This is a genomic window from Pseudomonas sp. GW456-12-10-14-LB2, from assembly GCF_002884345.1.
In the GTDB taxonomy this organism is placed as follows: domain Bacteria; phylum Pseudomonadota; class Gammaproteobacteria; order Pseudomonadales; family Pseudomonadaceae; genus Aquipseudomonas; species Aquipseudomonas paraglycinae.
The window spans coordinates 64,788-86,246 of record NZ_POHV01000010.1; the positions used below are offsets into that span (position 1 = coordinate 64,788).

At 59.0% G+C, this 21,459-nt stretch carries 26 protein-coding genes and 1 tRNA gene; 22 read left to right on the forward strand and 5 right to left on the reverse strand.

Going from position 1 to position 21,459, the window contains the following annotated elements; genetic code table 11:
- Positions 1 to 37: 37 nt before the first annotated feature.
- The 3 genes from C1X29_RS29165 to C1X29_RS08875 all read left to right on the forward strand — a co-directional run bounded on the left by C1X29_RS29165 (position 38) and on the right by C1X29_RS08875 (position 1,497).
- Positions 38 to 391 carry a hypothetical protein gene (locus C1X29_RS29165; protein WP_134020340.1) on the forward strand — a complete coding sequence of 118 codons (354 nt, stop codon included), beginning with the start codon at positions 38 to 40 and terminating at the stop codon, positions 389 to 391.
- 470 nt (positions 392 to 861) lie between these two features.
- Positions 862 to 1,287, forward strand: a complete 426-nt coding sequence (locus tag C1X29_RS08870) for an HIT domain-containing protein (RefSeq protein WP_039766001.1) — start codon at positions 862 to 864, stop codon at positions 1,285 to 1,287.
- 3 nt (positions 1,288 to 1,290) lie between these two features.
- Positions 1,291 to 1,497, forward strand: coding sequence for a SlyX family protein (locus tag C1X29_RS08875; protein ID WP_007951214.1), 207 nt, complete (start codon positions 1,291 to 1,293; stop codon positions 1,495 to 1,497).
- Positions 1,498 to 1,591: 94 nt separating this feature from the next.
- Here C1X29_RS08875 and C1X29_RS29765 read toward each other — a convergent pair whose 3' ends face one another.
- The gene (locus C1X29_RS29765; protein ID WP_007951213.1) at positions 1,592 to 2,194 is read right to left on the reverse strand and encodes a cold-shock protein; all 603 of its coding nucleotides are present in this window, start codon (positions 2,192 to 2,194) and stop codon (positions 1,592 to 1,594) included.
- A gap of 309 nt (positions 2,195 to 2,503) precedes the next feature.
- Here C1X29_RS29765 and C1X29_RS08885 point away from each other — a divergent pair, with 309 nt between their 5' ends.
- The 19 genes from C1X29_RS08885 (at position 2,504) to nadA (ending at position 17,573) form a co-directional block, all read left to right on the forward strand.
- Positions 2,504 to 2,974, forward strand: a complete 471-nt coding sequence (locus tag C1X29_RS08885) for a Dps family protein (RefSeq protein WP_039766007.1) — start codon at positions 2,504 to 2,506, stop codon at positions 2,972 to 2,974.
- A gap of 245 nt (positions 2,975 to 3,219) precedes the next feature.
- Positions 3,220 to 3,567: a ribbon-helix-helix domain-containing protein gene (locus C1X29_RS08890; RefSeq protein ID WP_085745205.1), complete on the forward strand. Its 348-nt coding sequence runs from the start codon at positions 3,220 to 3,222 to the stop codon at positions 3,565 to 3,567.
- Between the two features lie 113 nt (positions 3,568 to 3,680).
- Positions 3,681 to 3,902 (forward strand): FmdB family zinc ribbon protein, encoded by a 222-nt coding sequence (locus tag C1X29_RS08895; RefSeq protein WP_007951210.1) that lies wholly within the window; start codon positions 3,681 to 3,683, stop codon positions 3,900 to 3,902.
- A 108-nt stretch (positions 3,903 to 4,010) separates the two neighbouring features.
- Positions 4,011 to 5,786, forward strand: a complete 1,776-nt coding sequence (aspS, locus tag C1X29_RS08900) for an aspartate--tRNA ligase (RefSeq protein ID WP_102717264.1) — start codon at positions 4,011 to 4,013, stop codon at positions 5,784 to 5,786.
- Between the two features lie 124 nt (positions 5,787 to 5,910).
- Complete coding sequence (locus C1X29_RS08905; protein ID WP_085745204.1) at positions 5,911 to 6,657, forward strand: YebC/PmpR family DNA-binding transcriptional regulator; 747 nt, start codon at positions 5,911 to 5,913, stop codon at positions 6,655 to 6,657.
- A 100-nt stretch (positions 6,658 to 6,757) separates the two neighbouring features.
- The gene (gene ruvC, locus C1X29_RS08910; protein WP_007951206.1) at positions 6,758 to 7,285 is read left to right on the forward strand and encodes a crossover junction endodeoxyribonuclease RuvC; all 528 of its coding nucleotides are present in this window, start codon (positions 6,758 to 6,760) and stop codon (positions 7,283 to 7,285) included.
- 114 nt (positions 7,286 to 7,399) lie between these two features.
- A complete protein-coding gene (gene ruvA / locus C1X29_RS08915) occupies positions 7,400 to 8,008 on the forward strand; it encodes a Holliday junction branch migration protein RuvA (RefSeq protein WP_007951205.1) in 609 nt (202 codons plus the stop codon).
- Entirely contained in the window at positions 8,009 to 9,070 is a 1,062-nt protein-coding gene (gene ruvB, locus C1X29_RS08920) for a Holliday junction branch migration DNA helicase RuvB (protein ID WP_085745203.1), read from the forward strand. It begins immediately after the preceding gene.
- A gap of 127 nt (positions 9,071 to 9,197) precedes the next feature.
- Entirely contained in the window at positions 9,198 to 9,665 is a 468-nt protein-coding gene (gene ybgC, locus C1X29_RS08925) for a tol-pal system-associated acyl-CoA thioesterase (RefSeq protein WP_007951203.1), read from the forward strand.
- Positions 9,655 to 10,350 (forward strand): protein TolQ, encoded by a 696-nt coding sequence (gene tolQ / locus C1X29_RS08930; protein ID WP_007912733.1) that lies wholly within the window; start codon positions 9,655 to 9,657, stop codon positions 10,348 to 10,350. The genes ybgC and tolQ overlap by 11 nt, the downstream gene beginning before the upstream one ends.
- 23 nt (positions 10,351 to 10,373) lie before the next feature.
- Positions 10,374 to 10,826 (forward strand): protein TolR, encoded by a 453-nt coding sequence (gene tolR, locus C1X29_RS08935; RefSeq protein ID WP_162130475.1) that lies wholly within the window; start codon positions 10,374 to 10,376, stop codon positions 10,824 to 10,826.
- A complete protein-coding gene (gene tolA, locus C1X29_RS08940; RefSeq protein WP_011335641.1) occupies positions 10,826 to 11,905 on the forward strand; it encodes a cell envelope integrity protein TolA in 1,080 nt (359 codons plus the stop codon). The genes tolR and tolA overlap by 1 nt, the downstream gene beginning before the upstream one ends.
- Positions 11,906 to 11,922: 17 nt before the next feature.
- Positions 11,923 to 13,203: a Tol-Pal system beta propeller repeat protein TolB gene (gene tolB / locus C1X29_RS08945; RefSeq protein WP_162831782.1), complete on the forward strand. Its 1,281-nt coding sequence runs from the start codon at positions 11,923 to 11,925 to the stop codon at positions 13,201 to 13,203.
- Between the two features lie 52 nt (positions 13,204 to 13,255).
- Positions 13,256 to 13,753: a peptidoglycan-associated lipoprotein Pal gene (gene pal / locus C1X29_RS08950; RefSeq protein ID WP_003178634.1), complete on the forward strand. Its 498-nt coding sequence runs from the start codon at positions 13,256 to 13,258 to the stop codon at positions 13,751 to 13,753.
- A gap of 6 nt (positions 13,754 to 13,759) precedes the next feature.
- Positions 13,760 to 14,599 carry a tol-pal system protein YbgF gene (gene ybgF, locus C1X29_RS08955; protein WP_102717265.1) on the forward strand — a complete coding sequence of 280 codons (840 nt, stop codon included), beginning with the start codon at positions 13,760 to 13,762 and terminating at the stop codon, positions 14,597 to 14,599.
- A gap of 164 nt (positions 14,600 to 14,763) precedes the next feature.
- Entirely contained in the window at positions 14,764 to 15,411 is a 648-nt protein-coding gene (gene queE / locus C1X29_RS08960) for a 7-carboxy-7-deazaguanine synthase QueE (protein WP_007951198.1), read from the forward strand.
- Position 15,412: 1 nt separating this feature from the next.
- A complete protein-coding gene (queC, locus tag C1X29_RS08965) occupies positions 15,413 to 16,105 on the forward strand; it encodes a 7-cyano-7-deazaguanine synthase QueC (protein ID WP_102687254.1) in 693 nt (230 codons plus the stop codon).
- 63 nt (positions 16,106 to 16,168) lie between these two features.
- Positions 16,169 to 16,244, forward strand: a tRNA-Lys gene (locus C1X29_RS08970).
- A gap of 270 nt (positions 16,245 to 16,514) precedes the next feature.
- Positions 16,515 to 17,573, forward strand: a complete 1,059-nt coding sequence (gene nadA, locus C1X29_RS08975) for a quinolinate synthase NadA (protein ID WP_039766022.1) — start codon at positions 16,515 to 16,517, stop codon at positions 17,571 to 17,573.
- Positions 17,574 to 17,631: 58 nt separating this feature from the next.
- Here the strand turns inward: nadA and C1X29_RS08980 are convergent, their stop codons facing one another.
- The 4 genes from C1X29_RS08980 to C1X29_RS08995 form a co-directional block, all read right to left on the reverse strand.
- Complete coding sequence (locus C1X29_RS08980; protein WP_102717266.1) at positions 17,632 to 18,120, reverse strand: RDD family protein; 489 nt, start codon at positions 18,118 to 18,120, stop codon at positions 17,632 to 17,634.
- Positions 18,121 to 18,217: 97 nt separating this feature from the next.
- Positions 18,218 to 18,430 (reverse strand): cold-shock protein, encoded by a 213-nt coding sequence (locus C1X29_RS08985; RefSeq protein ID WP_007951194.1) that lies wholly within the window; start codon positions 18,428 to 18,430, stop codon positions 18,218 to 18,220.
- Between the two features lie 404 nt (positions 18,431 to 18,834).
- Entirely contained in the window at positions 18,835 to 19,959 is a 1,125-nt protein-coding gene (gene gcvT / locus C1X29_RS08990; protein WP_102717267.1) for a glycine cleavage system aminomethyltransferase GcvT, read from the reverse strand.
- Between the two features lie 93 nt (positions 19,960 to 20,052).
- Positions 20,053 to 21,429, reverse strand: coding sequence for an L-serine ammonia-lyase (locus C1X29_RS08995; protein ID WP_085606607.1), 1,377 nt, complete (start codon positions 21,427 to 21,429; stop codon positions 20,053 to 20,055).
- Between the last annotated feature and the right edge of the window lie 30 nt (positions 21,430 to 21,459).

A 21,459-nucleotide genomic window follows, 5' to 3' on the forward strand; every position in this document is an offset into this window, starting at 1 on the left:
CCCACCTGTTTTATTATCTGGGCGGCTCTTTCTTTTTGTGTCGGCGCAAACTTATATCACGCCGACCATGTTGGCGATACTTGCGAATCCAACCTTTCAGCTTCTTTACGAGCGTGTCGCAAACGGCTTGGTAGATGTCGCAAATTTACAGTCCAAATGCAATGGGACTGACAACTTCAGCGCTGTTTTACAGGGCTTGAGCATCGGTAAAAAAGAGTCCCTTGGCAAAACGCTTGAATCTCCATCGGGCAACCCTGCCACTGTTTTTATGGGGCTCAAGGCATCCACTTCTTGTGGTGCGCTTATAGTCCATATGGGTATGAATGCAACAAGCGTGCACAAACCGCTGAATTGTTCCGGTTTTTTTCAAGGTGCGCGTCTGACGCTGTAAAAACCTCATAAAACCGGGGGCTTCGAGGGCCTTTCAAACAGGCTTGACGCCGTCCTTCGCATGGTGTTGCTCCCTGAAAGTCGCAGCGCGACAACCAAAAACGTTACCGGTTCACCCCGTCGGTGAGTATTCGGCGGATGCCCGACGCACTGAGCGTAGACGCACTGTGCGGTTTTGGTGCAAAAAAATTCAAAGGCTGTACTGAATTCATACAGTTGGGTCGCTGGATGAACGTAAACGCTGAGGTGTGCGCCGGTCATTTTGCTCGATTTATTCGCATTTCCGGTTCTGTCCTGGTGCACGCGAGGCATAAATGTCACATTCCGGGGCGTGGAGGAATTCTTGTGGCAACGCTGTTCGCCGTGAAGGTCACTCCAATCGCAGGTATGCTGCCGTCCAGTCGCTTGGCGCGCTGCTTTCACAGCGGGGCGCTAAGCTGAAAACAGGTCATTTCGCCGGGAGTGCGCGCAGTGTTTGCTTTAGATCCACGACTTCAACAGGACACGCTGACTATCGGCGATTTCCCGCTTTGCCGACTGCTGTTGTCCAACGACGCCAACTACCCGTGGTTCATCCTGGTGCCTCGCCGCGACGATATCAGCGAGTTGTTTCAGTTGGATGTCGCCGACCAGCAGCGCCTGTGGCAGGAAACCACGGCCCTGGCCGAGGTGCTCAAGGATTCCTTCGACGCCGACAAGATGAATGTCGCGACCCTGGGTAATGTGGTCAGCCAACTGCATATGCATGTGATCGTGCGTAAGCGGGACGATGCGGCCTGGCCGGCGCCGGTCTGGGGCAAGCATCCCGCCAGGCCTTACAGTGCCGAGCAAGTGGCCGCGATCCGCGAGCGCCTGCGTCTGGTGCTGGACGAAGATTTCACCTTTCTGGAGGGCTGAGTGATGAGCCTCGAACAACGTGTTACCGAGCTGGAAAGTCGCTTGGCGTTTCAGGACGACACCATTCAGGCATTGAACGATGTGCTGGTGGAGCAGCAGCGAGTGGTCGAGCGTCTGCAATTGCAGATGGCAGCGGTACTCAAGCGCCAGGAAGAGATGGTGGGCCAGTTCGGTTCTTTCGAAGAAGACGCACCGCCGCCACACTATTGAGAAGTGCGCGGGCGTGCTCCCGTTAAAAACGCATTCATTAAAAAACCGCGAACAGCCTGGCTGTTCGCGGTTTTTTTATTGCGGGAGACTTGGATCAGCGACGCGGCAGGGCGGCGATCACGTCCTCGGCCTGCAGGCCCTTGTCACGGTTCATCACCGAGAACTCCACGCGCTGGCCTTCGACCAGAACGCGGTGGCCTTCGCCACGGATGGCGCGAAAGTGCACGAAAATATCATCGCCGGAATCCCGGGAGATAAAGCCGAAGCCCTTGGAGGTATTGAACCACTTGACGGTGCCGGTATCGCGGTTGCTCATGTCGTAGCTTTGCGCGGCGGCGGCCGGGGAGGATTTGTAGAAGCTGACGGCCAGGTGCAGAACCACGGCGACCAGTGCGATCACCAGGCTGAACAGCACGGCTGGCTGGCCGGCGATGACAGGCATCGGCGCGATCAGGGTCAGTGTTTGCAGGACAACGGTCAGGACCAGCAGGGCGCTGACCAGATTTTGCAGATGCTGGCGCGGACCTTTGTTCCAGTAAGGGATAACTGGTGCAAGGATCAGGTTCAGCAGGCCGAAAAAGGCCAGGTAAAGTGCATCGGGTTGTTGCAGGTAAGGTACCGCTTCGGACTTCAGGCTGGGTATGAAGGACAGCAGCAAGGCTGCTGCGCCCATTAGCAGGTGGACGATTTTCAACATTTTTATTGACTCACGTTATGACGGCTCACAAGGAAGAGCTGAAGGCGCACGGTTCGCTTCGGAACAATAAGAGGCGTTGGACACGTGCACGGCATCAGCCTATGCGCAGGCCCGGAAAACGGGGCGTAGCGACACACTGCCTATTTAACAGCAAAGCCTGCGGCTACTCAAATCACGCCGGCCAGCGGCAACGCGTGGGACGATTTGTCGCCTCTATCGGGTCGATACGGGGGCTGCGGGGTGGGGGTGGCCTTGCTACAGTGAACCGACACCTGCTGGATGAATTTCAATCGCCGTTAGGGGGTAAGCATGGCAATCGATATCGGTATCAGTGAAGAAGACCGCAAATCCATCGTCGAAGGGCTCTCGCGCCTGCTGTCCGACACATACGTGCTGTATCTGAAGACTCACAACTTCCACTGGAACGTCACCGGGCCGATGTTCCGGACCCTGCATCTGATGTTCGAGGAGCAATACAACGAACTGGCACTGGCGGTCGACTCGATCGCCGAACGCATCCGGGCGCTGGGTTTCCCAGCGCCGGGCGCCTATGCGACTTATGCACGTCTTTCCTCCATTAAAGAAGAGGTGGGCGTGCCGAGTGCCGAGGACATGATCAAGCAGCTGGTCGAAGGTCAGGAAGCAGTCACCCGCACGGCGCGGGGGATTTTCCCTTTGCTGGATAAAGTCAGCGATGAGCCAACCGCCGACCTGCTGACCCAGCGCATGCAGGTTCACGAGAAAACCGCGTGGATGTTGCGCGCACTGCTCGAGGCTTGATGAAGGGAAGCGCATGGACATCCATGGTTCGTGCGCTGTTCTCTTGTTCCCCCGGAAATTTCACTCACGACGGTAGGAAACAAGGAAGACACCCCACCGCTCCATGATCCTCCGTATCGCGTTGGCTTATCCTACGTGGATGGTCAAAAAGTCATCTGGATCTGCCTTTGCACCTGCGCTTTTAATGAGATCTCAGGATTTCGCCTTGATCACAGGCGCAGAAATGACAAAGGAGTGTCAGCAATATGGAAGGTGGAGACAGGCGAGGCGACATTGCTGTCGTTTTACAGCAGGACAAGTTCGAGGAGCCGTTTCTCGGCGGGTTCGACATGGAGCTGATCCGGCCGTTGTCCCGATCGGTACGCTTGAACGGGTTCGCGACCTGCATGCGGCTGGAGCAGGTTTACTGGAACATCCTGGGCCGGATGGCCGAGGACAATTGCTGTTCGGTCGGCACGCTGTTGTCCCGTGTCGATCGTGAAGTTCACCTGCGCCATGGCGGGGTGAAAAACTTCAGCGGTCTGATACGGGTGGTGTGTGTGGTGCATGGTCTACGGGATTCTCCGGGGATGCACGGCGCGGGATGTCACTGACGAGACGGCCTGTGCAGTCTTCCGGCTGCACAGGCCGCATTTAATGGATATAATCCCGCTCTTTCGCCGCACAGCCCTGCGCGTGCTGGCAATCTGATTGCCGAGACAACCCCATGCCGATGTACGATTACCAATGTGCTTCCTGTGGTCATCAGTTGGAAGCCATTCAAAAGATCAGCGACGCACCACTGGTCGATTGTCCTGCCTGCCAGGCGCCGGAACTCAAGAAGCAGCTGTCGATGCCGGGCTTTCGCCTCAGCGGCAGCGGCTGGTACGAAACCGATTTCAAGACCGGCGCGAAGAAGAATCTGGCCGGTGGCGACAAATCTGACTAGGGTTCAAACCCAGGTCGAACGACACGCGCGAGTTTCCACTAGTTGCACAGTGCTTGAGTGCAGCGGGATCTCCACCGAATTTCGAATTACGAGAAGCGAACCACTACCATGATGCGCAGCCATTATTGCGGCCAACTGAACGAAAGCCTGGAAGGCCAGGAAATTACCCTTTGCGGATGGGTTCACCGTCGTCGCGACCACGGCGGGGTGATTTTCCTCGATATCCGTGATCGTGACGGTCTGGCCCAGGTAGTGTTCGATCCGGATCGCGCCGAGAGCTTCGCCGCCGCCGATCGCGTGCGCAGCGAATACGTCGTGAAGATCACCGGCAAGGTGCGTCTGCGTCCGGCCGGTGCCACCAACGCCAACATGGCGTCGGGCATGATCGAAGTGCTGGGCTACGAACTCGAAGTGCTGAACGAGTCGGAAACCCCGCCGTTCCCGCTGAACGAGTTCTCCGACGTTGGCGAAGAAACCCGTCTGCGCTATCGCTTCCTGGACCTGCGTCGTCCGGAAATGGCCGAGAAGCTGCGTCTGCGTTCGCGCATGACCACCAGCATCCGTCGCTACCTGGACGAGAACGGCTTCCTCGACGTCGAAACGCCGATCCTGACCCGTGCCACGCCGGAAGGCGCGCGCGACTACCTCGTGCCGAGCCGTACCCACGCCGGTTCGTTCTTCGCGCTGCCGCAATCGCCACAGCTGTTCAAGCAACTGCTGATGGTTGCCGGCTTCGACCGCTACTACCAGATCGCCAAGTGCTTCCGCGACGAAGACCTGCGTGCCGACCGTCAGCCTGAGTTCACTCAGATCGACATCGAGACCAGCTTCCTCGACGAAAAAGACATCATGGGCCTGACCGAAGGCATGATCCGCAACCTGTTCAAGGAAGTGCTGGATCTGGAATTCGGTGAATTCCCGCACATGACGTTCGAAGAAGCCATGCGCCGTTACGGTTCCGACAAGCCGGACCTGCGTAACCCGCTGGAGCTGGTCGACGTGGCCGATCAGCTGAAAGAAGTTGATTTCAAGGTCTTCAGCGGCCCTGCCAACGATCCGAAATGCCGTATCGCCGCACTGCGCGTACCAGGCGGGGCGAGCATGCCGCGCAAGCAGATCGACGACTACACCAAGTTCGTCGGCATCTACGGTGCCAAGGGCCTGGCGTACATCAAGGTCAACGAGCGTGCTGCCGGTGTTGACGGTCTGCAATCGCCGATCGTGAAGAACATCCCGGAAGCCAACCTGAACGTGATCCTCGATCGCGTTGGCGCAGTCGACGGTGACATCGTGTTCTTCGGCGCCGACAAGGCCAAGATCGTCAGCGAAGCCCTGGGCGCGCTGCGTATCAAGCTCGGTCACGACCTGAAGCTGCTGACCTGCGAATGGGCGCCGATGTGGGTCGTCGACTTCCCGATGTTCGAATCGAACGACGACGGCAGCTTCTCGGCGCTGCACCACCCGTTCACCGCGCCGAAGTGCTCGCCGGAAGAGCTGGAAGCCAACCCGGCCGGCGCTCTGTCCCGTGCCTACGACATGGTGCTGAACGGCACCGAGCTGGGCGGCGGTTCGATCCGTATCCACCGTAAAGAGATGCAACAGGCGGTGTTCCGTCTGCTGGGCATCAACGAAGCGGAACAGGAAGAGAAGTTCGGCTTCCTGCTCGACGCCCTGAAATACGGCGCGCCGCCGCACGGTGGTCTGGCCTTCGGTCTGGACCGTCTGGTGATGCTGATGACCGGCGCCCAGTCGATCCGTGAAGTGATCGCCTTCCCGAAAACCCAGAGTGCTGCCGACGTGATGACGCAGGCGCCGGGTGTCGTGGATGCGAAGGCATTGCGCGAATTGCACATTCGTTTGCGCGAAACGCCAAAGGCCGAGTAAGACGGGCCTGAAGGCGCATCTTCGGATGCGCCTTTTTTCTTTCTGCAGTGATTGAAAACAAGATTTTTTTGCTGGCCGATGCACTTGCATGGCGGGCATTGTTCAAGAGAATTCGGAGCGAGTTATGGCAGGTCATTCCAAGTGGGCGAACATCAAGCACCGCAAAGAACGCCAGGATGCCAAGAGAGGCAAGATCTTCACCAAGTGGATCCGCGAGCTGACCGTGGCGGCCCGTCAGGGCGGCGGTGATCCGGGCTCCAACCCGCGTCTGCGTCTGGCACTGGACAAGGCACTGGGCGCCAACATGAGCCGCGACATCATCGACCGTGCCGTGGCCCGTGGCGCCGGCGCGACCGAAGCCGACAACGTTGAAGAGCTGACCTACGAAGGTTACGGCCCGGGCGGCGTGGCGGTGATGGTCGAGTGCATGACCGACAACCGCAACCGCACCGCAGCGGCCGTGCGTCATGCGTTCAGCAAGTGTGGTGGCAACCTCGGTACCGACGGTTCGGTAGCCTATCTGTTCGAACGCAAGGGTCAGATCAGCTTTGCCCCGGGCGTCGACGAAGACGCACTGACGGAAGCGGCGCTGGAAGCCGATGCCGACGACGTGGTCAGCCACGAAGACGGCTCGATCGACGTGTTCACCTCGTTCACCGGTTTCTACGCGGTGCGCAATGCCCTGGAGGCCGCAGGCTTCAAGGGTGATGACGCGGAAATCGTCATGCAGCCGACCACCAGTGCCGAACTGGATCTGGAGGGCGCGGAGAAGGTGCTCAAGCTGATCGACATGCTGGAAGACCTGGACGACGTGCAGAACGTCTACTCCAACGCGGACATTCCGGAAGACGTGGCCGCTCAGCTCGGTTGAGAGCGACTACGATTCAATGTGGGAGATTCCGGGTTTGAGGCTTTCCCTCAACCCGGAATCTCCCACATTTGTTTTTGTGTTTTTTCGAACCAGCAGGCTTATGACTTTAATTCTTGGTATCGACCCCGGTTCGCGCATTACCGGTTACGGCATTGTTCGCGATACCGGACGCGGCGGCTGCATCTATGTCGCCTCGGGTTGTATCCGCACCGGTGCCGGCGAGCTGCATGAGCGGTTGCAGATCGTCTATCGCGGCGTGCGGGAAATCATCCAGACCTATGGCCCGGTCACTATGGGCATCGAAAAGGTGTTCATGGCGAAAAACGCCGATTCGGCGCTGAAGCTCGGGCAGGCCCGTGGGGCCGCTATCGTTGCCGGCGCCGAAGAAAGCCTGGAAATCGCCGAGTACACGGCCACCCAGGTCAAGCAGGCTGTGGTGGGAACTGGCGCTGCCAATAAAGAGCAGGTGCAGATGATGGTCATGCACATGCTCAAGCTGACCAGCAAACCGCAAATCGACGCTTCAGATGCCCTGGCGATTGCCATTTGTCACGCCCACACCCGCTCCAGTCTGTTGCCGCACGGCTTGGGAACGGCACGCAGTCGTGGCGGGCGCCTGCGTCTCTGATAGCATCAGCAGTCAATTTCACGGAATGTGGATTTCGCGCCTGGGTCGTCGGCCGTCAATCCATGTTCTGTCGGTCGCCAGCCCACGGCTGGCCAACGCTCAAGGATCTGAAACGTGATTGGACGCTTGCGCGGCACTCTGGCTGAGAAACAGCCGCCGCACCTGATTCTGGATGTAAACGGCCTCGGGTATGAGCTGGAAGTGCCCATGACCACCCTTTATCGTCTGCCGTCGGTCGGTGAACCGCTGACCTTGCACACCCATTTGGTCGTACGCGAAGACGCGCAGTTACTCTATGGTTTTGCCGGCAAGCGTGAGCGAGACTTTTTTCGCGAGTTGATCCGTCTCAATGGTGTGGGGCCGAAACTGGCCCTGGCCTTGATGTCGAGTCTGGAAGTCGACGAGCTGATCCGCTGCGTGCAGTCCCAGGACACCTCGGCGTTGACCAAGGTGCCGGGCGTGGGCAAGAAAACTGCCGAGCGTCTTCTGGTCGAACTCAAGGATCGCTTCAAGGCCTGGGAAACCTCGCCGGCCATGTTCGCATTGGTGCCGAACCAGCCGGACGGCCCGGCGCCGGTCAACACCGCCGAGAACGATGCGGTCAGCGCGCTGATTTCCCTGGGCTACAAGCCACAGGAAGCGAGCAAGGCGATTTCCGCGATCAAAGAGAAAGGCCTGAGCAGCGAAGACATGATTCGACGCGCCCTGAAGGGAATGATTTAAGTGATTGAAGCTGATCGTCTGATCGCCGCCACGCACAGTCCGCGTGAGCGCGAAGAAGTCCAGGATCGGGCGATACGTCCCGTCAGCCTGGCCGAATACATCGGCCAGCCGACCGTTCGCGAGCAGATGGAACTGTTTATCCAGGCCGCCCGTGGCCGTAGCGAATCCCTCGACCACACCCTGATCTTCGGTCCGCCGGGGTTGGGTAAAACCACGCTGGCCAACATCATCGCCCAGGAAATGGGCGTGTCGATCAAGAGCACTTCCGGCCCGGTGCTGGAACGTCCGGGGGATCTGGCGGCGCTCTTGACCAATCTTGAGCCGCACGACGTGCTGTTCATCGATGAAATCCATCGCCTCTCGCCGATCGTCGAAGAAGTGCTGTACCCAGCGATGGAAGACTTCCAGCTCGACATCATGATCGGTGAAGGGCCGGCGGCGCGTTCGATCAAGCTCGATCTGCCGCCGTTCACTCTGGTCGGTGCGACCACGCGGGCGGGCATGCTGACCAACCCGTTGCGCGACCGTTTCGGTATCGTCCAGCGTCTCGAGTTCTACAGCACCGCAGACCTGGCAACGATTGTCAGCCGTTCGGCGAGCATCCTCGGCCTGCCGCTGGATCCGGAAGGGTCGTTCGAGATTGCCCGCCGCGCCCGTGGTACGCCGCGGATCGCCAACCGACTGTTGCGCCGGGTGCGGGATTTCGCCGAAGTCCGCGCCAAGGGCCACATCACCAAGGCTGTCGCGGATCTGGCGCTGAACCTGCTGGATGTCGACGAACATGGCTTCGATCATCAGGACCGGCGTCTGCTGTTGACCATGATCGAGAAATTCGACGGTGGTCCGGTGGGCATCGACAGTCTGGCGGCAGCGATCAGCGAAGAACGGCACACCATTGAAGACGTGCTGGAGCCATATCTGATTCAGCAGGGTTACATCATGCGGACGCCGCGGGGCAGGGTGGTTACTCGTCACGCGTACCTGCATTTTGGTTTAAACATTCCGACACGAATGGGCGAGATGCCCGTGGTAGACGAGTTTCTCGATGCCGTGGACGATTAATACACATTTATTGTCGATTTATTCAGCGTTTGTACTGTCTCAGGACGGTACTTTTGCGGTAAAGCCTTCGAACAATGAAAAACAGTTGCCTGGCCGGATTGGCAACCCGAGGAGTAAGCACTAGAGTATGCGCGCGCAAAACGGGCTTGAGCCGTTCGCACATCGTTGTCGCGTTTATTACGAGGACACCGATGCGGGCGGCATCGTGTATTACGTTAATTACCTCAAGTTTATGGAACGGGCTCGAACCGAGCGGCTCCGGGAGCTGGGCTTTGCCCAGTCGGCGCTGGCAGGGGAGGACCTGTTGTTCGTCGTGCATTCCAGCGAAGCGCGTTATCACGCGCCGGCGCGACTGGACGACGAGCTTCTGGTAAGCGCTGATGTAATCGAATTGAACCGTGCCAGCCTGCGCTTTCGACAGCAGGTCAGGCGGGCAACGGATAATGTGCTGCTCTGCGAAGGGCAGTTTCTGGTGGCCTGTGTGCGCACTAACAGTTTGAAACCCCGGGCCCTTCCCGAAGACCTGCGTGCGGCCTTTGCCGACGCGGTCGGCACGGGTACACACTCAAAGCAGGAGATAAAGCGTGGAAGCTAACGTCGTCGACCATTCCTCCATGTGGAGCCTGGTCAGCAATGCCAGCATCGTGGTGCAGTTGGTAATGTTGACCCTGGTAGCCGCATCGGTGACCTCATGGATCATGATCTTTCAGCGCAGCAACCTGCTGCGCGCCGGTCGACGTGCCCTGGAGAGCTTCGAAGAGCGCTTCTGGTCGGGTATCGACCTGTCCAAACTCTACCGTCAGGCCGGCAGCAACCCGGATCCGGATTCGGGTGTCGAGCAGATCTTCCGTGCCGGCTTCAAGGAGTTCTCCCGTCTGCGTCAGCAGCCAGGTGTCGACCCTGAAGCGGTAATGGAAGGTGTGGCCCGTGCCATGCGCGTCGCCATCTCCCGTGAAGAAGAAAAGCTCGAGCAGAGCCTGCCGTTCCTCGCCACCGTCGGTTCCGTCAGCCCGTACATCGGTCTGTTCGGTACCGTCTGGGGCATCATGAACTCCTTCCGTGGTCTGGCCAGCGCCCAACAGGCAACCCTGGCCACCGTGGCACCGGGCATCGCCGAAGCCCTGATCGCCACCGCGATCGGTCTGTTCGCCGCGATCCCGGCCGTTATCGCTTACAACCGTTTCTCTGCCCGCAGCGAAACCTTGCTGAGCCGCTACTACACCTTCGCCGATGAATTCCAGGCGATCCTGCACCGCAAAGTGCACACCAGCGAAGAATAAGCAGGTATTTCCCGATGGCTTTAATCACTCGAGCCCGACACAAGCGCAAGCCGGTCGCCGAGATGAACGTAGTGCCTTACATCGACGTGATGCTGGTGCTGCTGGTCATCTTCATGGTGACTGCGCCGATGCTCAATCAGGGCGTGAAAGTGGATCTGCCCAAGGTTTCCAGCGAAGCCTTGCCGCAGGACAACAACACCCAGGTGCTGACCATTTCGATCAAGTCGGACAAGACCTACTACTGGAACCTTGGCAGCGAAGTCGACACCGAGAAGCAGCAGGACCGGGCCATGACCCTGCCACAGATGACCGACGCGGTGACCAAGATCATTCGCGCCGGCACTGAAGGCGGCAAGCGTACCCAGGTCTTCATCCGTGGCGACAAGTCCGTCGATTATGGCTCCGTCATGGGCGCCATGGGCGGGTTGCAGAAAGCCGGGGTCGGTAACGTTGGCTTGATCACCGAGGCGCCCTGATGCAGCAACAGCGAGAGCCGTCCGCCTCGGAAAGCTACTTCTGGCCTAGTGTCTGGGCGATTGGCTTGCACGTGCTGGTGTTCGGCATGCTGTTCGTCAGTTTCGCCCTGACCCCGGAGCTGCCGCCGGCCAAGCCGATTGTCCAGGCGACCCTGTACCAGCTGAAATCGAAAAGTCAGGCAACCACCCAGACCAATCAGAAGATTGCGGGTGAGGCGAAGAAATCCGCCGCACGCCAGACCGAAGTCGAGCAGATGGAGCAGAAAAAGGTCGAGCAGGAAGCGGTGAAGGCTGCGGAACAAAAGAAAGAAGAAGCGGCTCAAAAGGCCGAGGAAGCCAAGAAGGCCGATGAGGCGAAGAAAGCGGACGAGGCGAAGAAGGCTGATGAAGCCAAGAAAGCCGACGACGCGAAGAAAGCCGCCGAAGCCAAGAAGGCAGAAGAGAAACAATTGGCTGATATAGCCAAGAAGAAAGCCGAAGAAGAAGCCAAGAAGGCTGCTGAAGAAGAGGCCAAGAAAGCGGCCGCTGAAGAAGCCAAGAAGAAGATCGTCGAAGACGCGAAGAAGAAAGCCGCCGAAGACGCCAAGAAGAAAGCTGAAGCTGAAGAGGCGAAGAAGAAAGTCGCCGAAGACGCGAAGAAGAAAGCTGCTGCCGATGCTGCGAAGAAGAAAGCGCAGGACGCGGCACGTAAATCCGCCGAAGACAAAAAGGCTCAGGCCCTGGCAGATTTGCTTTCGGACACGCCGCAGCGCCAGCAGGCCTTGGCCGATGAGCAGGGCGATGAAGTCGCGGGCAGTTTCGATGACCTGATTCGTGCGCGGGCAGCGGAAGGCTGGGCACGTCCACCTTCGGCACGCAAAGGCATGACGGTTGTGCTGCAGATCGGCATGTTGCCGGACGGTACGGTGACTTCGGTCAGCGTGGCCAAGTCCAGTGGCGACGGTCCGTTCGATGCGTCGGCAGTGGCAGCGGTCAAGAATATTGGACGTTTGACGGAAATGCAGGGAATGAAGCCGAGCGATTTCGCTCCGTATCGTTCATTCAAGATGACATTCACACCTGAGGATCTAGCCTTGTGAGAAACCTTCTTCGAGGAATGCTGGTCGTGATCTGCTGCATGGCAGGGATCGCGATGGCGGATGAAAAGAACATTCTGGTCACCAGCGGCAGCGATCGGGCAACTCCGATCGCCGTCGTACCGTTCGGTTTCCAGGGCGGTGCCGTCCTGCCGGATGACATGGCTGAAATCATTGGTAACGATTTGCGCAACTCGGGCTATTACTCGCCGATTCCAAAGCAAAACATGATCAGCCAGCCAAGCCAGCCGAGCGAAATCATCTTCCGTGACTGGAAGGCGGTGGGCGCGCAATACATGATGGTCGGCAGCATCGCGCCGGCCGGTGGCCGTCTGCAGGTGCAGTGGGCTCTGTTCAACGTCGCCACCGAGCAGAAAGTGGCTGACGGCAGTGTGTCCGGTACCACCGAACAACTGCGTGACATGGCTCACTTCATCTCCGATCAGTCGTTCGAAAAGCTGACCGGTATTAAAGGTGCATTCTCGACTCGCCTGCTGTACGTCACAGCCGAGCGTTTCTCCGAGAAGAACACCCGTTACACCCTGCAGCGCTCGGACTATGACGGCGCCCGCGCCGTGACCCTGCTGCAATCGCGCGAGCCGATCCTGTCGCCGCGTTTTGCACCGGACGGCAAGCGTATCGCCTACGTGTCGTTCGAACAGAAGCGTCCGCGCATCTTCATGCAGAACATCGACACCGGTCGCCGCGAGCAGATCACCAACTTCGAAGGCCTGAATGGCGCGCCAGCCTGGTCGCCGGACGGCAATCGCCTGGCGTTCGTGCTGTCGAAAGATGGTAACCCGGACATCTACGTGATGAACCTGGGTTCGCGTCAGATCACCCGTGTGACCGCAGGTCCTGGCATCAACACCGAACCGTACTGGGGCAAGGATGGTTCGACCATCTACTTCACCTCCGACCGTGGTGGCAAGCCGCAGATCTACAAGACCAGTGCCGGTGGCGGTGGTGCCGAGCGTGTGACGTTCGTGGGCAACTACAACGCCAACCCCAAGCTTTCGGCGGATGAAAAGACCCTGGTGATGATCCATCGTCAGGACGGTTTCACCAATTTCAAAGTGGCGGCCCAGGATTTGCAGCGCGGAAGTGTAAAAATCCTCACTGATAGCACTCTGGACGAGTCGCCTACTGTTGCGCCCAACGGCACCATGGTAATCTACGCCACCCGCCAGCAGGGCCGGGGAGTCTTGATGCTCGTGTCCATTAATGGACGCGTGAGGCTCCCGCTTCCTACCGCTCAAGGCGAAGTCAGAGAACCGTCCTGGTCCCCTTACCTGAACTGACGCGGCGCTTTACGTTTTACTTAACACACTGGGGTTCATTAGGAGTTTCACGATGGAAATGCTGAAGTTTGGTAAATTTGCTGCGCTGGCTCTGGCCATGGCTGTAGCTGTAGGTTGCTCGTCCAAAGGCGGCGACAACGCCGGTGAAGGCGCTGTTGATCCAAACGCTGGTTACGGCGCAAACACTGGTGCAGTTGACGGTTCCCTGAGCGAAGAAGCTGCTCTGCGCGCAATCACCACCTTCTACTTCGAATACGACAGCTCGGACCTGAAGCCAGAAGCCATGCGCGCTCTGGACGTTCACGCCAAAGACCTGAAAGCAAACGGCGCTCGCGTTGTTCTGGAAGGCAACACCGACGAACGTGGTACTCGTGAGTACAACATGGCACTGGGCGAGCGTCGTGCGAAAGCCGTTCAGCGCTACCTGGTACTGCAAGGTGTTTCCCCAGCTCAGCTGGAACTGGTTTCCTACGGCGAAGAGCGTCCAGTTGCTACCGGCAACGACGAGCAGTCCTGGGCTCAAAACCGTCGCGTCGAACTGCGTAAGTAATTCGATATGCGAACGTGCCGTCGTGCTGTAACTGTTCTGGCTCTCAGCCTCGCGCCGCTTGCGGCATGGGCTGCGGTTCCTGTGGTCGATGACAACTCCGGTTATAACAATAGCGGGAGCAGTTATCCGCCTGCAGGTTACGGTACGAACGGCGCCTATGCCGGGGGAGCGGCTTCGGCCCCTGCCTCGGCAAACGGCATGCTGTTCAACCAACTGCAACAAATGCAGGATCAGATATCGCGCCAGCAAGGCGTGATCGAAGAACTGCAGAACCAAGTTTCGCGCATGAAGCAGGAATCCCTGGAGCGATACCAGGATCTTGATCGGCGCATAGGATCCGGCGTTGCACCTGCCGCGACTCCCGAGAATTCTTCTGCCGGTGGCGATGCAAGTGCTGCTGCCGGTGCCGCCGCTGGAGCCGGGGCCGCTGCGGCCGCCCAGGCACCTGCCGCAGGTAGCGAACCGGCTGATCCGGCCAAGGAAAAGCTGTATTACGATGCAGCTTTCGACCTGATCAAGGCCAAGGATTTCGACAAGGCCAGCCAGGCGTTTGCCGCTTTCCTGCGTAAATACCCGAACAGCCAATACGCGGGCAACGCCCAGTACTGGTTGGGTGAAGTGAACCTGGCCAAAGGCGATCTGCAAGGTGCAGGTCAGGCTTTCGCCAAGGTGTCGCAGCTGTATCCCAAGCACGCCAAAGTGCCGGATTCGCTGTACAAGCTGGCTGACGTAGAACGGCGCCTCGGTCATACCGACAAGGTCAAAGGCATTCTGCAGCAGGTGGTGGCCCAGTATCCGGGTACCTCCGCCGCTCAATTGGCCCAGCGCGATCTGCAACGCATGTAACAGCTTTGACCCGTTTGGAAGAAACCCGCGCTTGTCGCGGGTTTTTTCGTTAGAATTCACGCCCTTTTATGAAACACGCTTCTGGTGATCTACGCGTTGGCGGGGTTGCCTGAAGTGCCTGACGGAGGCGGACAGCCTGTTTAGCTGTTACGCCCGTGGCGACTATGCAAGACACATTGAGAATCACCGAAGTTTTCTACTCGTTGCAGGGGGAAACGCGGACTGCCGGGCTGCCCACAGTTTTTGTGCGCCTGACCGGTTGCCCATTGCGTTGCCAATACTGTGACAGCGCCTACGCGTTCAGCGGCGGCACGATCCGTACCCTCGACGACATCCTCGAGCAAGTGGCCGGCTTTCGCCCGCGCTACGTCTGCGTCACTGGCGGTGAGCCGCTGGCACAACCCAATGCCATCCCTTTGCTCAAGCAGTTGTGCGATGCCGGCTACGAAGTCTCGCTGGAAACCAGCGGTGCCCTCGATATTTCGGCGGTCGATCCGCGAGTCAGTCGGGTGGTCGACCTGAAGACGCCTGACTCCAAAGAAGCCCATCGCAACCGTTACGAGAACATCGAACTGCTGACGCCCAACGATCAGGTGAAGTTTGTCATCTGCTCGAGGGAGGACTACGACTGGGCGGTATCGAAGCTGATCCAGTACGGTCTTGAGCGACGTGCGGGTGAAGTGCTGTTTTCTCCAAGTCACCACGACCTGAACGCTCGGGATCTGGCGGACTGGGTGGTGGCGGATAACCTGCCAGTGCGCCTGCAACTGCAGCTGCATAAATATCTATGGAATGATGAGCCGGGGCGCTGAGATGACTGAACAACTGAACACTAGCCAGAAACGTGCGGTAATCCTGCTGTCGGGTGGTCTGGATTCCGCCACTGTCGTGGCCATGGCCCGCGCTGAAGGCTACGCCTGTTACACCATGAGTTTCGATTACGGTCAGCGTTCTCACGCTGAACTGAATGCCGCTGCTCGCGTTGCCCGCGATCTGGGTGTGGTCGAGCACAAGGTGATCGGCCTGAACCTGAACGGTATGGGCGGTTCGGCCCTGACCGACACCAGCATCGATATCCCGGAAGAGCTGGGCGAAGGCATCCCGGTGACTTACGTGCCGGCGCGCAACACGGTTTTCCTGTCGCTGGCTCTGGGCTGGGCTGAAGTGCTCGGCGCCCGTGACATCTTTATCGGCGTCAACGCGGTGGACTACTCCGGTTACCCGGATTGCCGTCCGGAGTTCATCGAGTCGTTCGAGCGCATGGCCAATCTGGCAACCAAGGCTGGCGTCGAAGGCAATGGTTTCCGCATCCAGGCACCGCTGCAGAACCTGAGCAAGGCGCAGATCGTCCAGGCGGGCGTGAAGCTTGGCGTTGATTACGGGCTGACTGTTTCCTGCTATCAGGCCGACGATGACGGCCGCGCTTGCGGTAAATGCGACAGCTGCCGACTGCGTGCAGAAGGCTTCGCGGCGGCCGGAATCAGCGACCCGACACCTTATTTTTGATTTTTTTCAAATTAGGTGTTGAATAGTCCTTAAAAATCAGTATTATACGCGCCACCACACAGCGGGTCGTTAGCTCAGTTGGTAGAGCAGTTGGCTTTTAACCAATTGGTCGTAGGTTCGAATCCCACACGACCCACCATATTTGGCGGTTTAGAAAATCCGGAAGGCCCACGAAAGTGAGGATTTCCGGGTTTTTTTTGCCTGCGATTCGGGCATCCCTCCCTTCGTTTCTTCCCGCCGTGACGCAGGTCAGAATCATCTTTTGTATCAACGGGATATTCTGTAGCCTTGCGCAGCTTCAATGCTGTCCGTGCCTGATAATACTCACTCTCCCGGCGGTACCCTCAAGCGGTCCGGAGCCGGGTGTATACTCGACTTTCGCGCGAATGCGCCTGCAGGTCTTGCGAACATGACGCAGATTTCCGAACGCCTTCTGGTACAAGCCCACCTCGACGCCAAGCAGCCCAAGCCGCTGACGGCCGAGGAAGAGGCTTATTACCGTTCCGCCATCGCCGCCGAGCTCAAGGCTCAGGACGCGGTGCTGGTTGCCCACTTTTATTGCGATCCGATCATCCAGGCCCTCGCCGAAGAAACCGGCGGTTGCGTGTCCGATTCCCTGGAAATGGCTCGCTTCGGCAACGCCCATCCGGCCAAGACCGTGGTGGTCGCCGGCGTGAAATTCATGGGCGAGACCGCGAAGATTCTCAACCCTGAAAAGCGCGTGCTGATGCCGACCCTGGAAGCGACCTGCTCGCTGGATCTGGGTTGTCCGGTGGACGAGTTCTCGGCGTTCTGCGATCAGCATCCGGAGCGCACCGTGGTGGTTTATGCCAACACCTCGGCCGCGGTCAAAGCCCGCGCCGACTGGGTAGTGACCTCCAGTTGCGCACTGGAAATCGTCGAGAGCCTGATGGACAACGGCGAAACCATTATCTGGGGCCCGGACAAGCATCTGGGCACCTACATTCAGCGTCAGACCGGCGCCGACATGCTGCTTTGGGACGGTGCCTGCATCGTCCACGAAGAGTTCAAGTCCAAGCAACTGGAAGACATGAAAGCGCTGTACCCGGACGCCGCCATTCTGGTGCACCCGGAGTCGCCGACCTCGGTGATCGAACTGGCGGACGCCGTCGGCTCCACCAGTCAGTTGATTGCTGCCGCGCAATCGCTGCCGAACAAGACCCTGATCGTCGCCACCGATCGCGGCATCTTCTACAAGATGCAGCAGCTGTGCCCGGACAAGGTCTTCATCGAAGCGCCAACCGCCGGTAACGGCGCGGCGTGTCGCAGTTGCGCACATTGCCCGTGGATGGCCATGAACACCCTTGAACGCACGCTCAAGTGCCTGAAGGAGGGCTCGAACGAGATCTTCGTCGACCCGGCTCTCATTCCTCAGGCGATCCGCCCGCTCAAGCGCATGCTCGATTTCACTCAGGCCGCGCGCATGAAACTGGCCGGCAACGCCTGACCTTGCGACGCAAACAAAAACGCCCCGATTGGATCGGGGCGTTTTTGCATCTGGACGATTACTTGGTTTTCTTCGGAATTCGCACGAGCTTCGTGTCGGAGTAGATGTCATGCCAGGCGCGTTTCTGTTTGTCGAACAGCGACCAGAAGAACCCCAGGCCCAGGCACAGCCACGACGCAATCGACACCATGAATCGCAGCAACGCCTGCCACAGGCTGATCGCGGTGCCATCGGCGTTCTGCACGCGAATGCCCCAGACCTGCATGCCCAGGGTCTGTCCGGCGTGAGTCCAGAACTTGGCGAAGAAGCCGAACAACACCAACAGCAGCACCGTGGAGTACAGTGGATCGCCGTCCAGTTGCCCGGCGTCGGTCAGAACCCGCAGACGCTCTTCACCGATGATCGCGGCCTGAATCATCTTGTAGACGCCACCGGTCACGATCAGCAGGGCGGTGCACAGCAGAAAGTCATAGAACATCGCTGCCAGACGACGGCCCAGGCCGACGGCGGGGAAATCGCCCTGGGGAGTGAGCAGGTGTTTCGACATGGCAGCCTCTGGACGGAAAGTGAAGCGCCATTTTACGGATTTGCGCCCACAAAAAAGCCCCTGATATCAATATCAGGGGCTTTTTCGTTACAGAAAATCAGGCTTCTGCGATGACTTCGTCAGCTTGCATGCCTTTCTGGCCTTGCACTGCAACGAAGGTCACTTTCTGGCCTTCTTTCAGGCTCTTGAAGCCGTTGCCCTGAATGGCGCGGAAATGCACGAACAGATCCGGACCGCTTTCTGGAGTGATAAAACCAAAACCTTTCTCGTCGTTAAACCACTTGACGGTACCGCTCTGACGTGTGGACATTTCTTATTTCCTTTGACGCATAAATTGATGACAGTCTCCTTCTCGTGAAAGAGTACTGGGGCTGGTTGCAGGAGAGTAAGAAGACGTCGAACGGGATGTAGCTAACTTGTAGGCTACTGCCCAGGTCACGATTCCAAGCTGACCCATGCAAACACAGTGGACAAACTCTACGCCAACTACGGGAGAAAAAACAAGCCCCGCGAAGGCCCCGGTTTTCCTGCGCTTGCTGGCACTTAGTCGGTCCACTAGTCCGGCTTATTCGATTGGCTTGTTCAATTGTTTTCGAACGTTATAAGCCAAGTTCATATTCGAATCGAATGTAAACGGAGTGCACTGTTTTATGGCGATCGCGTTACACATTAGTGCACGCATAACGCAATCGCGTTACTTATAGAAACAGTCAATCAACCGCGATAGTAGCGTTGTGGAACAAATGGCATTTTGCTTACAAGCAATGGCACCTTTTTCCCACGAACAATCGCCCAAACTGGCGTGTCGAGTGCGACGTAGGCGCTGTCCAGGTAACCCATGGCCAGCGGGCCGCCCAGAGTCGGGCCGAAACCGCCGCTGCACACGCTGCCGACGATCTCGCCCGCTTCGTTGACGATTTCTGCACCTTCACGGACCGGCGTACGCTCTTGCGGCAACAGGCCGACGCGTTTGTGCTGAACGCCGTTCTGCTGTTGAGCGAAGACCTGTTCTGCACCCGGGAAACTACCGGCACGTGCACCATCGGCACGCCGAGGCTTGGAGATTGCCCACAGCAGGCTGGCTTCGATCGGGGTGGTCTCGGTGTTCATGTCGTGGCCGTACAGGCACAGGCCGGCTTCCAGGCGCAGCGAGTCACGGGCGCCGAGGCCGATGGCGGCGACTTCAGGTTCGGCGAGCAGGGCGCGGGCGAGTTTTTCTGCGTCGGCTGCCGGAACCGAGATTTCGAAACCGTCTTCACCGGTGTAGCCCGAACGGCTGACAAAGCAGTCAACGCCCAGCAGCTTCACGCGGGTGAATTGCATGAAAGTCATTTTCGCCACTTCCGGCGCCAGGCGCGCCAGCACGGTCACGGCGGCCGGGCCTTGCAGGGCGAGCAGGGCGCGTTCTTCGAACAGTTGCTCGATCTTGCACTGGTCGCCGATGTGTTTTTGCAGATGGGCCAGGTCCTGGTCCTTGCACGCGGCGTTGACCACCAGGAACAACTCGTCGTTGCCGAGGTTGGCGACCATCAGGTCATCGAGAATGCCGCCGGTTTCGTTGGTGAACATCGCGTAGCGCTGCATGCCCACCGGCAGGTCGATGATGTCCACCGGCACCAGGGTTTCCAGGGCTTTGGCGGCATTGGCGCCGGTCAGGCGGATCTGGCCCATGTGCGAGACATCGAACAGCCCGGCCTGCTCACGGGTGTGCTGGTGTTCTTTCATCACGCCCAGCGGGTATTGCACCGGCATGTCGTAGCCGGCGAACGGGACCATGCGGGCGCCGAGTTCGATGTGCAGAGCGTGCAGCGGGGTTTTCGACAGTTGTTCGGTGGACATGCGTGACTCCTTGATTCACACCAACCCTCTCCCGGAGGGAGAGGGGGCCAGTTTTGTGTTCTCTCCCAAAGGGAGAGCGAGTTTATGGCGCGATCAGCACTCGATAATGTTGACCGCCAGACCGCCACGGGCGGTCTCCTTGTATTTGCTTTTCATGTCGGCACCGGTCTGGCGCATGGTGCGGATGACCTTGTCGAGGGAGACGAAGTGCTGCCCGTCTCCGCGCATGGCCATGCGCACGGCGTTGATCGCCTTGACCGAACCCATGGCGTTGCGCTCGATGCACGGCACCTGCACCAGCCCGCCAATCGGGTCACAGGTCAGGCCGAGGTTGTGTTCCATGCCGATTTCAGCGGCGTTTTCGACTTGTTGCACGCTGCCGCCAAGGACTTCGCACAACGCGCCGGCCGCCATCGAACAGGCCACGCCGACCTCGCCCTGACAACCGACTTCGGCACCGGAGATCGAGGCGTTTTCCTTGTACAGAATGCCGATGGCCGCGGCGGTGAGCAGGAAGCGCACCACGCCGTCATCGTTCGCACCGGGAATGAAGCGCATGTAGTAATGCAGCACCGCAGGGATGATCCCCGCTGCGCCATTGGTTGGTGCCGTGACCACGCGCCCGCCGTTGGCGTTTTCTTCGTTGACGGCGAGGGCGTAGAGGTTGACCCAGTCCAGCACCGACAGCGGATCACGCAGCGACGATTCCGGGTTCTTGCACAGTTGCCGGTGCAACGCCGCCGCCCGCCGCTTGACCTTGAGCCCACCCGGCAGGATGCCTTCGTTGCGACAGCCGGCGGCCACGCAGTCCTGCATCACTTGCCAGATTTTCAGCAGGCCGGCGCGGGTTTCCGCTTCCGGGCGCCAGGCGCTTTCGTTGGTCAGCATCACCTGACTGATCGACAGCCCGTAGGTGGCGCAGTGACCGAGCAAGTCCTTGGCACTTTTGAACGGGAAGGTCAGCGGGGTGGCGTCTTCGACGATCCGGTCGGCGCCGGCCGCGTCTTCGTCGACCACAAACCCACCGCCGACCGAGTAGTACTCGCGGCTGCGGATCTGCAATCCCGCCGCATCGAAGGCGCGGAAGATCATGCCGTTGGGGTGATAGGCCAACGGCTTGCGGATCATTGCCAGGTGTTCTTTCTCGTTGAACGCAATGCTGTGTTCACCGAGCAGGTTTAAACGCCCGTTGCCACGGATCTCCGAGAGACGGGCGGCGACGGTTTCAGTATCCACGGTGTCCGGATGTTCACCTTCCAGGCCCAGCAGCACGGCCTTGTCGCTGCCGTGACCCTTGCCAGTGGCGCCGAGGGATCCGTACAACTCGACCCTGACGCTGGTGGTGGCCGACAACAGGTTTTCCCGACGCAGGCCTTCGACGAAGCGCGCAGCTGCGCGCATCGGGCCGACGGTGTGGGAGCTGGAGGGGCCGATGCCAATCTTGAACAGGTCGAACACGCTTAACGACATGGTTGTTCTCCGGTTTCTTGTTATAGGCAC

What these genes read in the sequence shown, in the direction of transcription:
- C1X29_RS08875 (WP_007951214.1), top strand. Translation starts at nt 1,291, where the DNA reads ATGAGCCTCGAACAACGTGTTACCGAGCTGGAAAGTCGCTTGGCGTTT.
- C1X29_RS29765 (WP_007951213.1), bottom strand. Translation starts at nt 2,194, where the DNA reads ATGTTGAAAATCGTCCACCTGCTAATGGGCGCAGCAGCCTTGCTGCTG.
- C1X29_RS08885 (WP_039766007.1), top strand. Translation starts at nt 2,504, where the DNA reads ATGGCAATCGATATCGGTATCAGTGAAGAAGACCGCAAATCCATCGTC.
- C1X29_RS08890 (WP_085745205.1), top strand. Translation starts at nt 3,220, where the DNA reads ATGGAAGGTGGAGACAGGCGAGGCGACATTGCTGTCGTTTTACAGCAG.
- C1X29_RS08895 (WP_007951210.1), top strand. Translation starts at nt 3,681, where the DNA reads ATGCCGATGTACGATTACCAATGTGCTTCCTGTGGTCATCAGTTGGAA.
- aspS (WP_102717264.1), top strand. Translation starts at nt 4,011, where the DNA reads ATGATGCGCAGCCATTATTGCGGCCAACTGAACGAAAGCCTGGAAGGC.
- C1X29_RS08905 (WP_085745204.1), top strand. Translation starts at nt 5,911, where the DNA reads ATGGCAGGTCATTCCAAGTGGGCGAACATCAAGCACCGCAAAGAACGC.
- ruvC (WP_007951206.1), top strand. Translation starts at nt 6,758, where the DNA reads ATGACTTTAATTCTTGGTATCGACCCCGGTTCGCGCATTACCGGTTAC.
- ybgC (WP_007951203.1), top strand. Translation starts at nt 9,198, where the DNA reads ATGCGCGCGCAAAACGGGCTTGAGCCGTTCGCACATCGTTGTCGCGTT.
- tolA (WP_011335641.1), top strand. Translation starts at nt 10,826, where the DNA reads ATGCAGCAACAGCGAGAGCCGTCCGCCTCGGAAAGCTACTTCTGGCCT.
- tolB (WP_162831782.1), top strand. Translation starts at nt 11,923, where the DNA reads ATGCTGGTCGTGATCTGCTGCATGGCAGGGATCGCGATGGCGGATGAA.
- pal (WP_003178634.1), top strand. Translation starts at nt 13,256, where the DNA reads ATGGAAATGCTGAAGTTTGGTAAATTTGCTGCGCTGGCTCTGGCCATG.
- ybgF (WP_102717265.1), top strand. Translation starts at nt 13,760, where the DNA reads ATGCGAACGTGCCGTCGTGCTGTAACTGTTCTGGCTCTCAGCCTCGCG.
- queE (WP_007951198.1), top strand. Translation starts at nt 14,764, where the DNA reads ATGCAAGACACATTGAGAATCACCGAAGTTTTCTACTCGTTGCAGGGG.
- queC (WP_102687254.1), top strand. Translation starts at nt 15,413, where the DNA reads ATGACTGAACAACTGAACACTAGCCAGAAACGTGCGGTAATCCTGCTG.
- nadA (WP_039766022.1), top strand. Translation starts at nt 16,515, where the DNA reads ATGACGCAGATTTCCGAACGCCTTCTGGTACAAGCCCACCTCGACGCC.
- C1X29_RS08980 (WP_102717266.1), bottom strand. Translation starts at nt 18,120, where the DNA reads ATGTCGAAACACCTGCTCACTCCCCAGGGCGATTTCCCCGCCGTCGGC.
- C1X29_RS08985 (WP_007951194.1), bottom strand. Translation starts at nt 18,430, where the DNA reads ATGTCCACACGTCAGAGCGGTACCGTCAAGTGGTTTAACGACGAGAAA.
- gcvT (WP_102717267.1), bottom strand. Translation starts at nt 19,959, where the DNA reads ATGTCCACCGAACAACTGTCGAAAACCCCGCTGCACGCTCTGCACATC.
- C1X29_RS08995 (WP_085606607.1), bottom strand. Translation starts at nt 21,429, where the DNA reads ATGTCGTTAAGCGTGTTCGACCTGTTCAAGATTGGCATCGGCCCCTCC.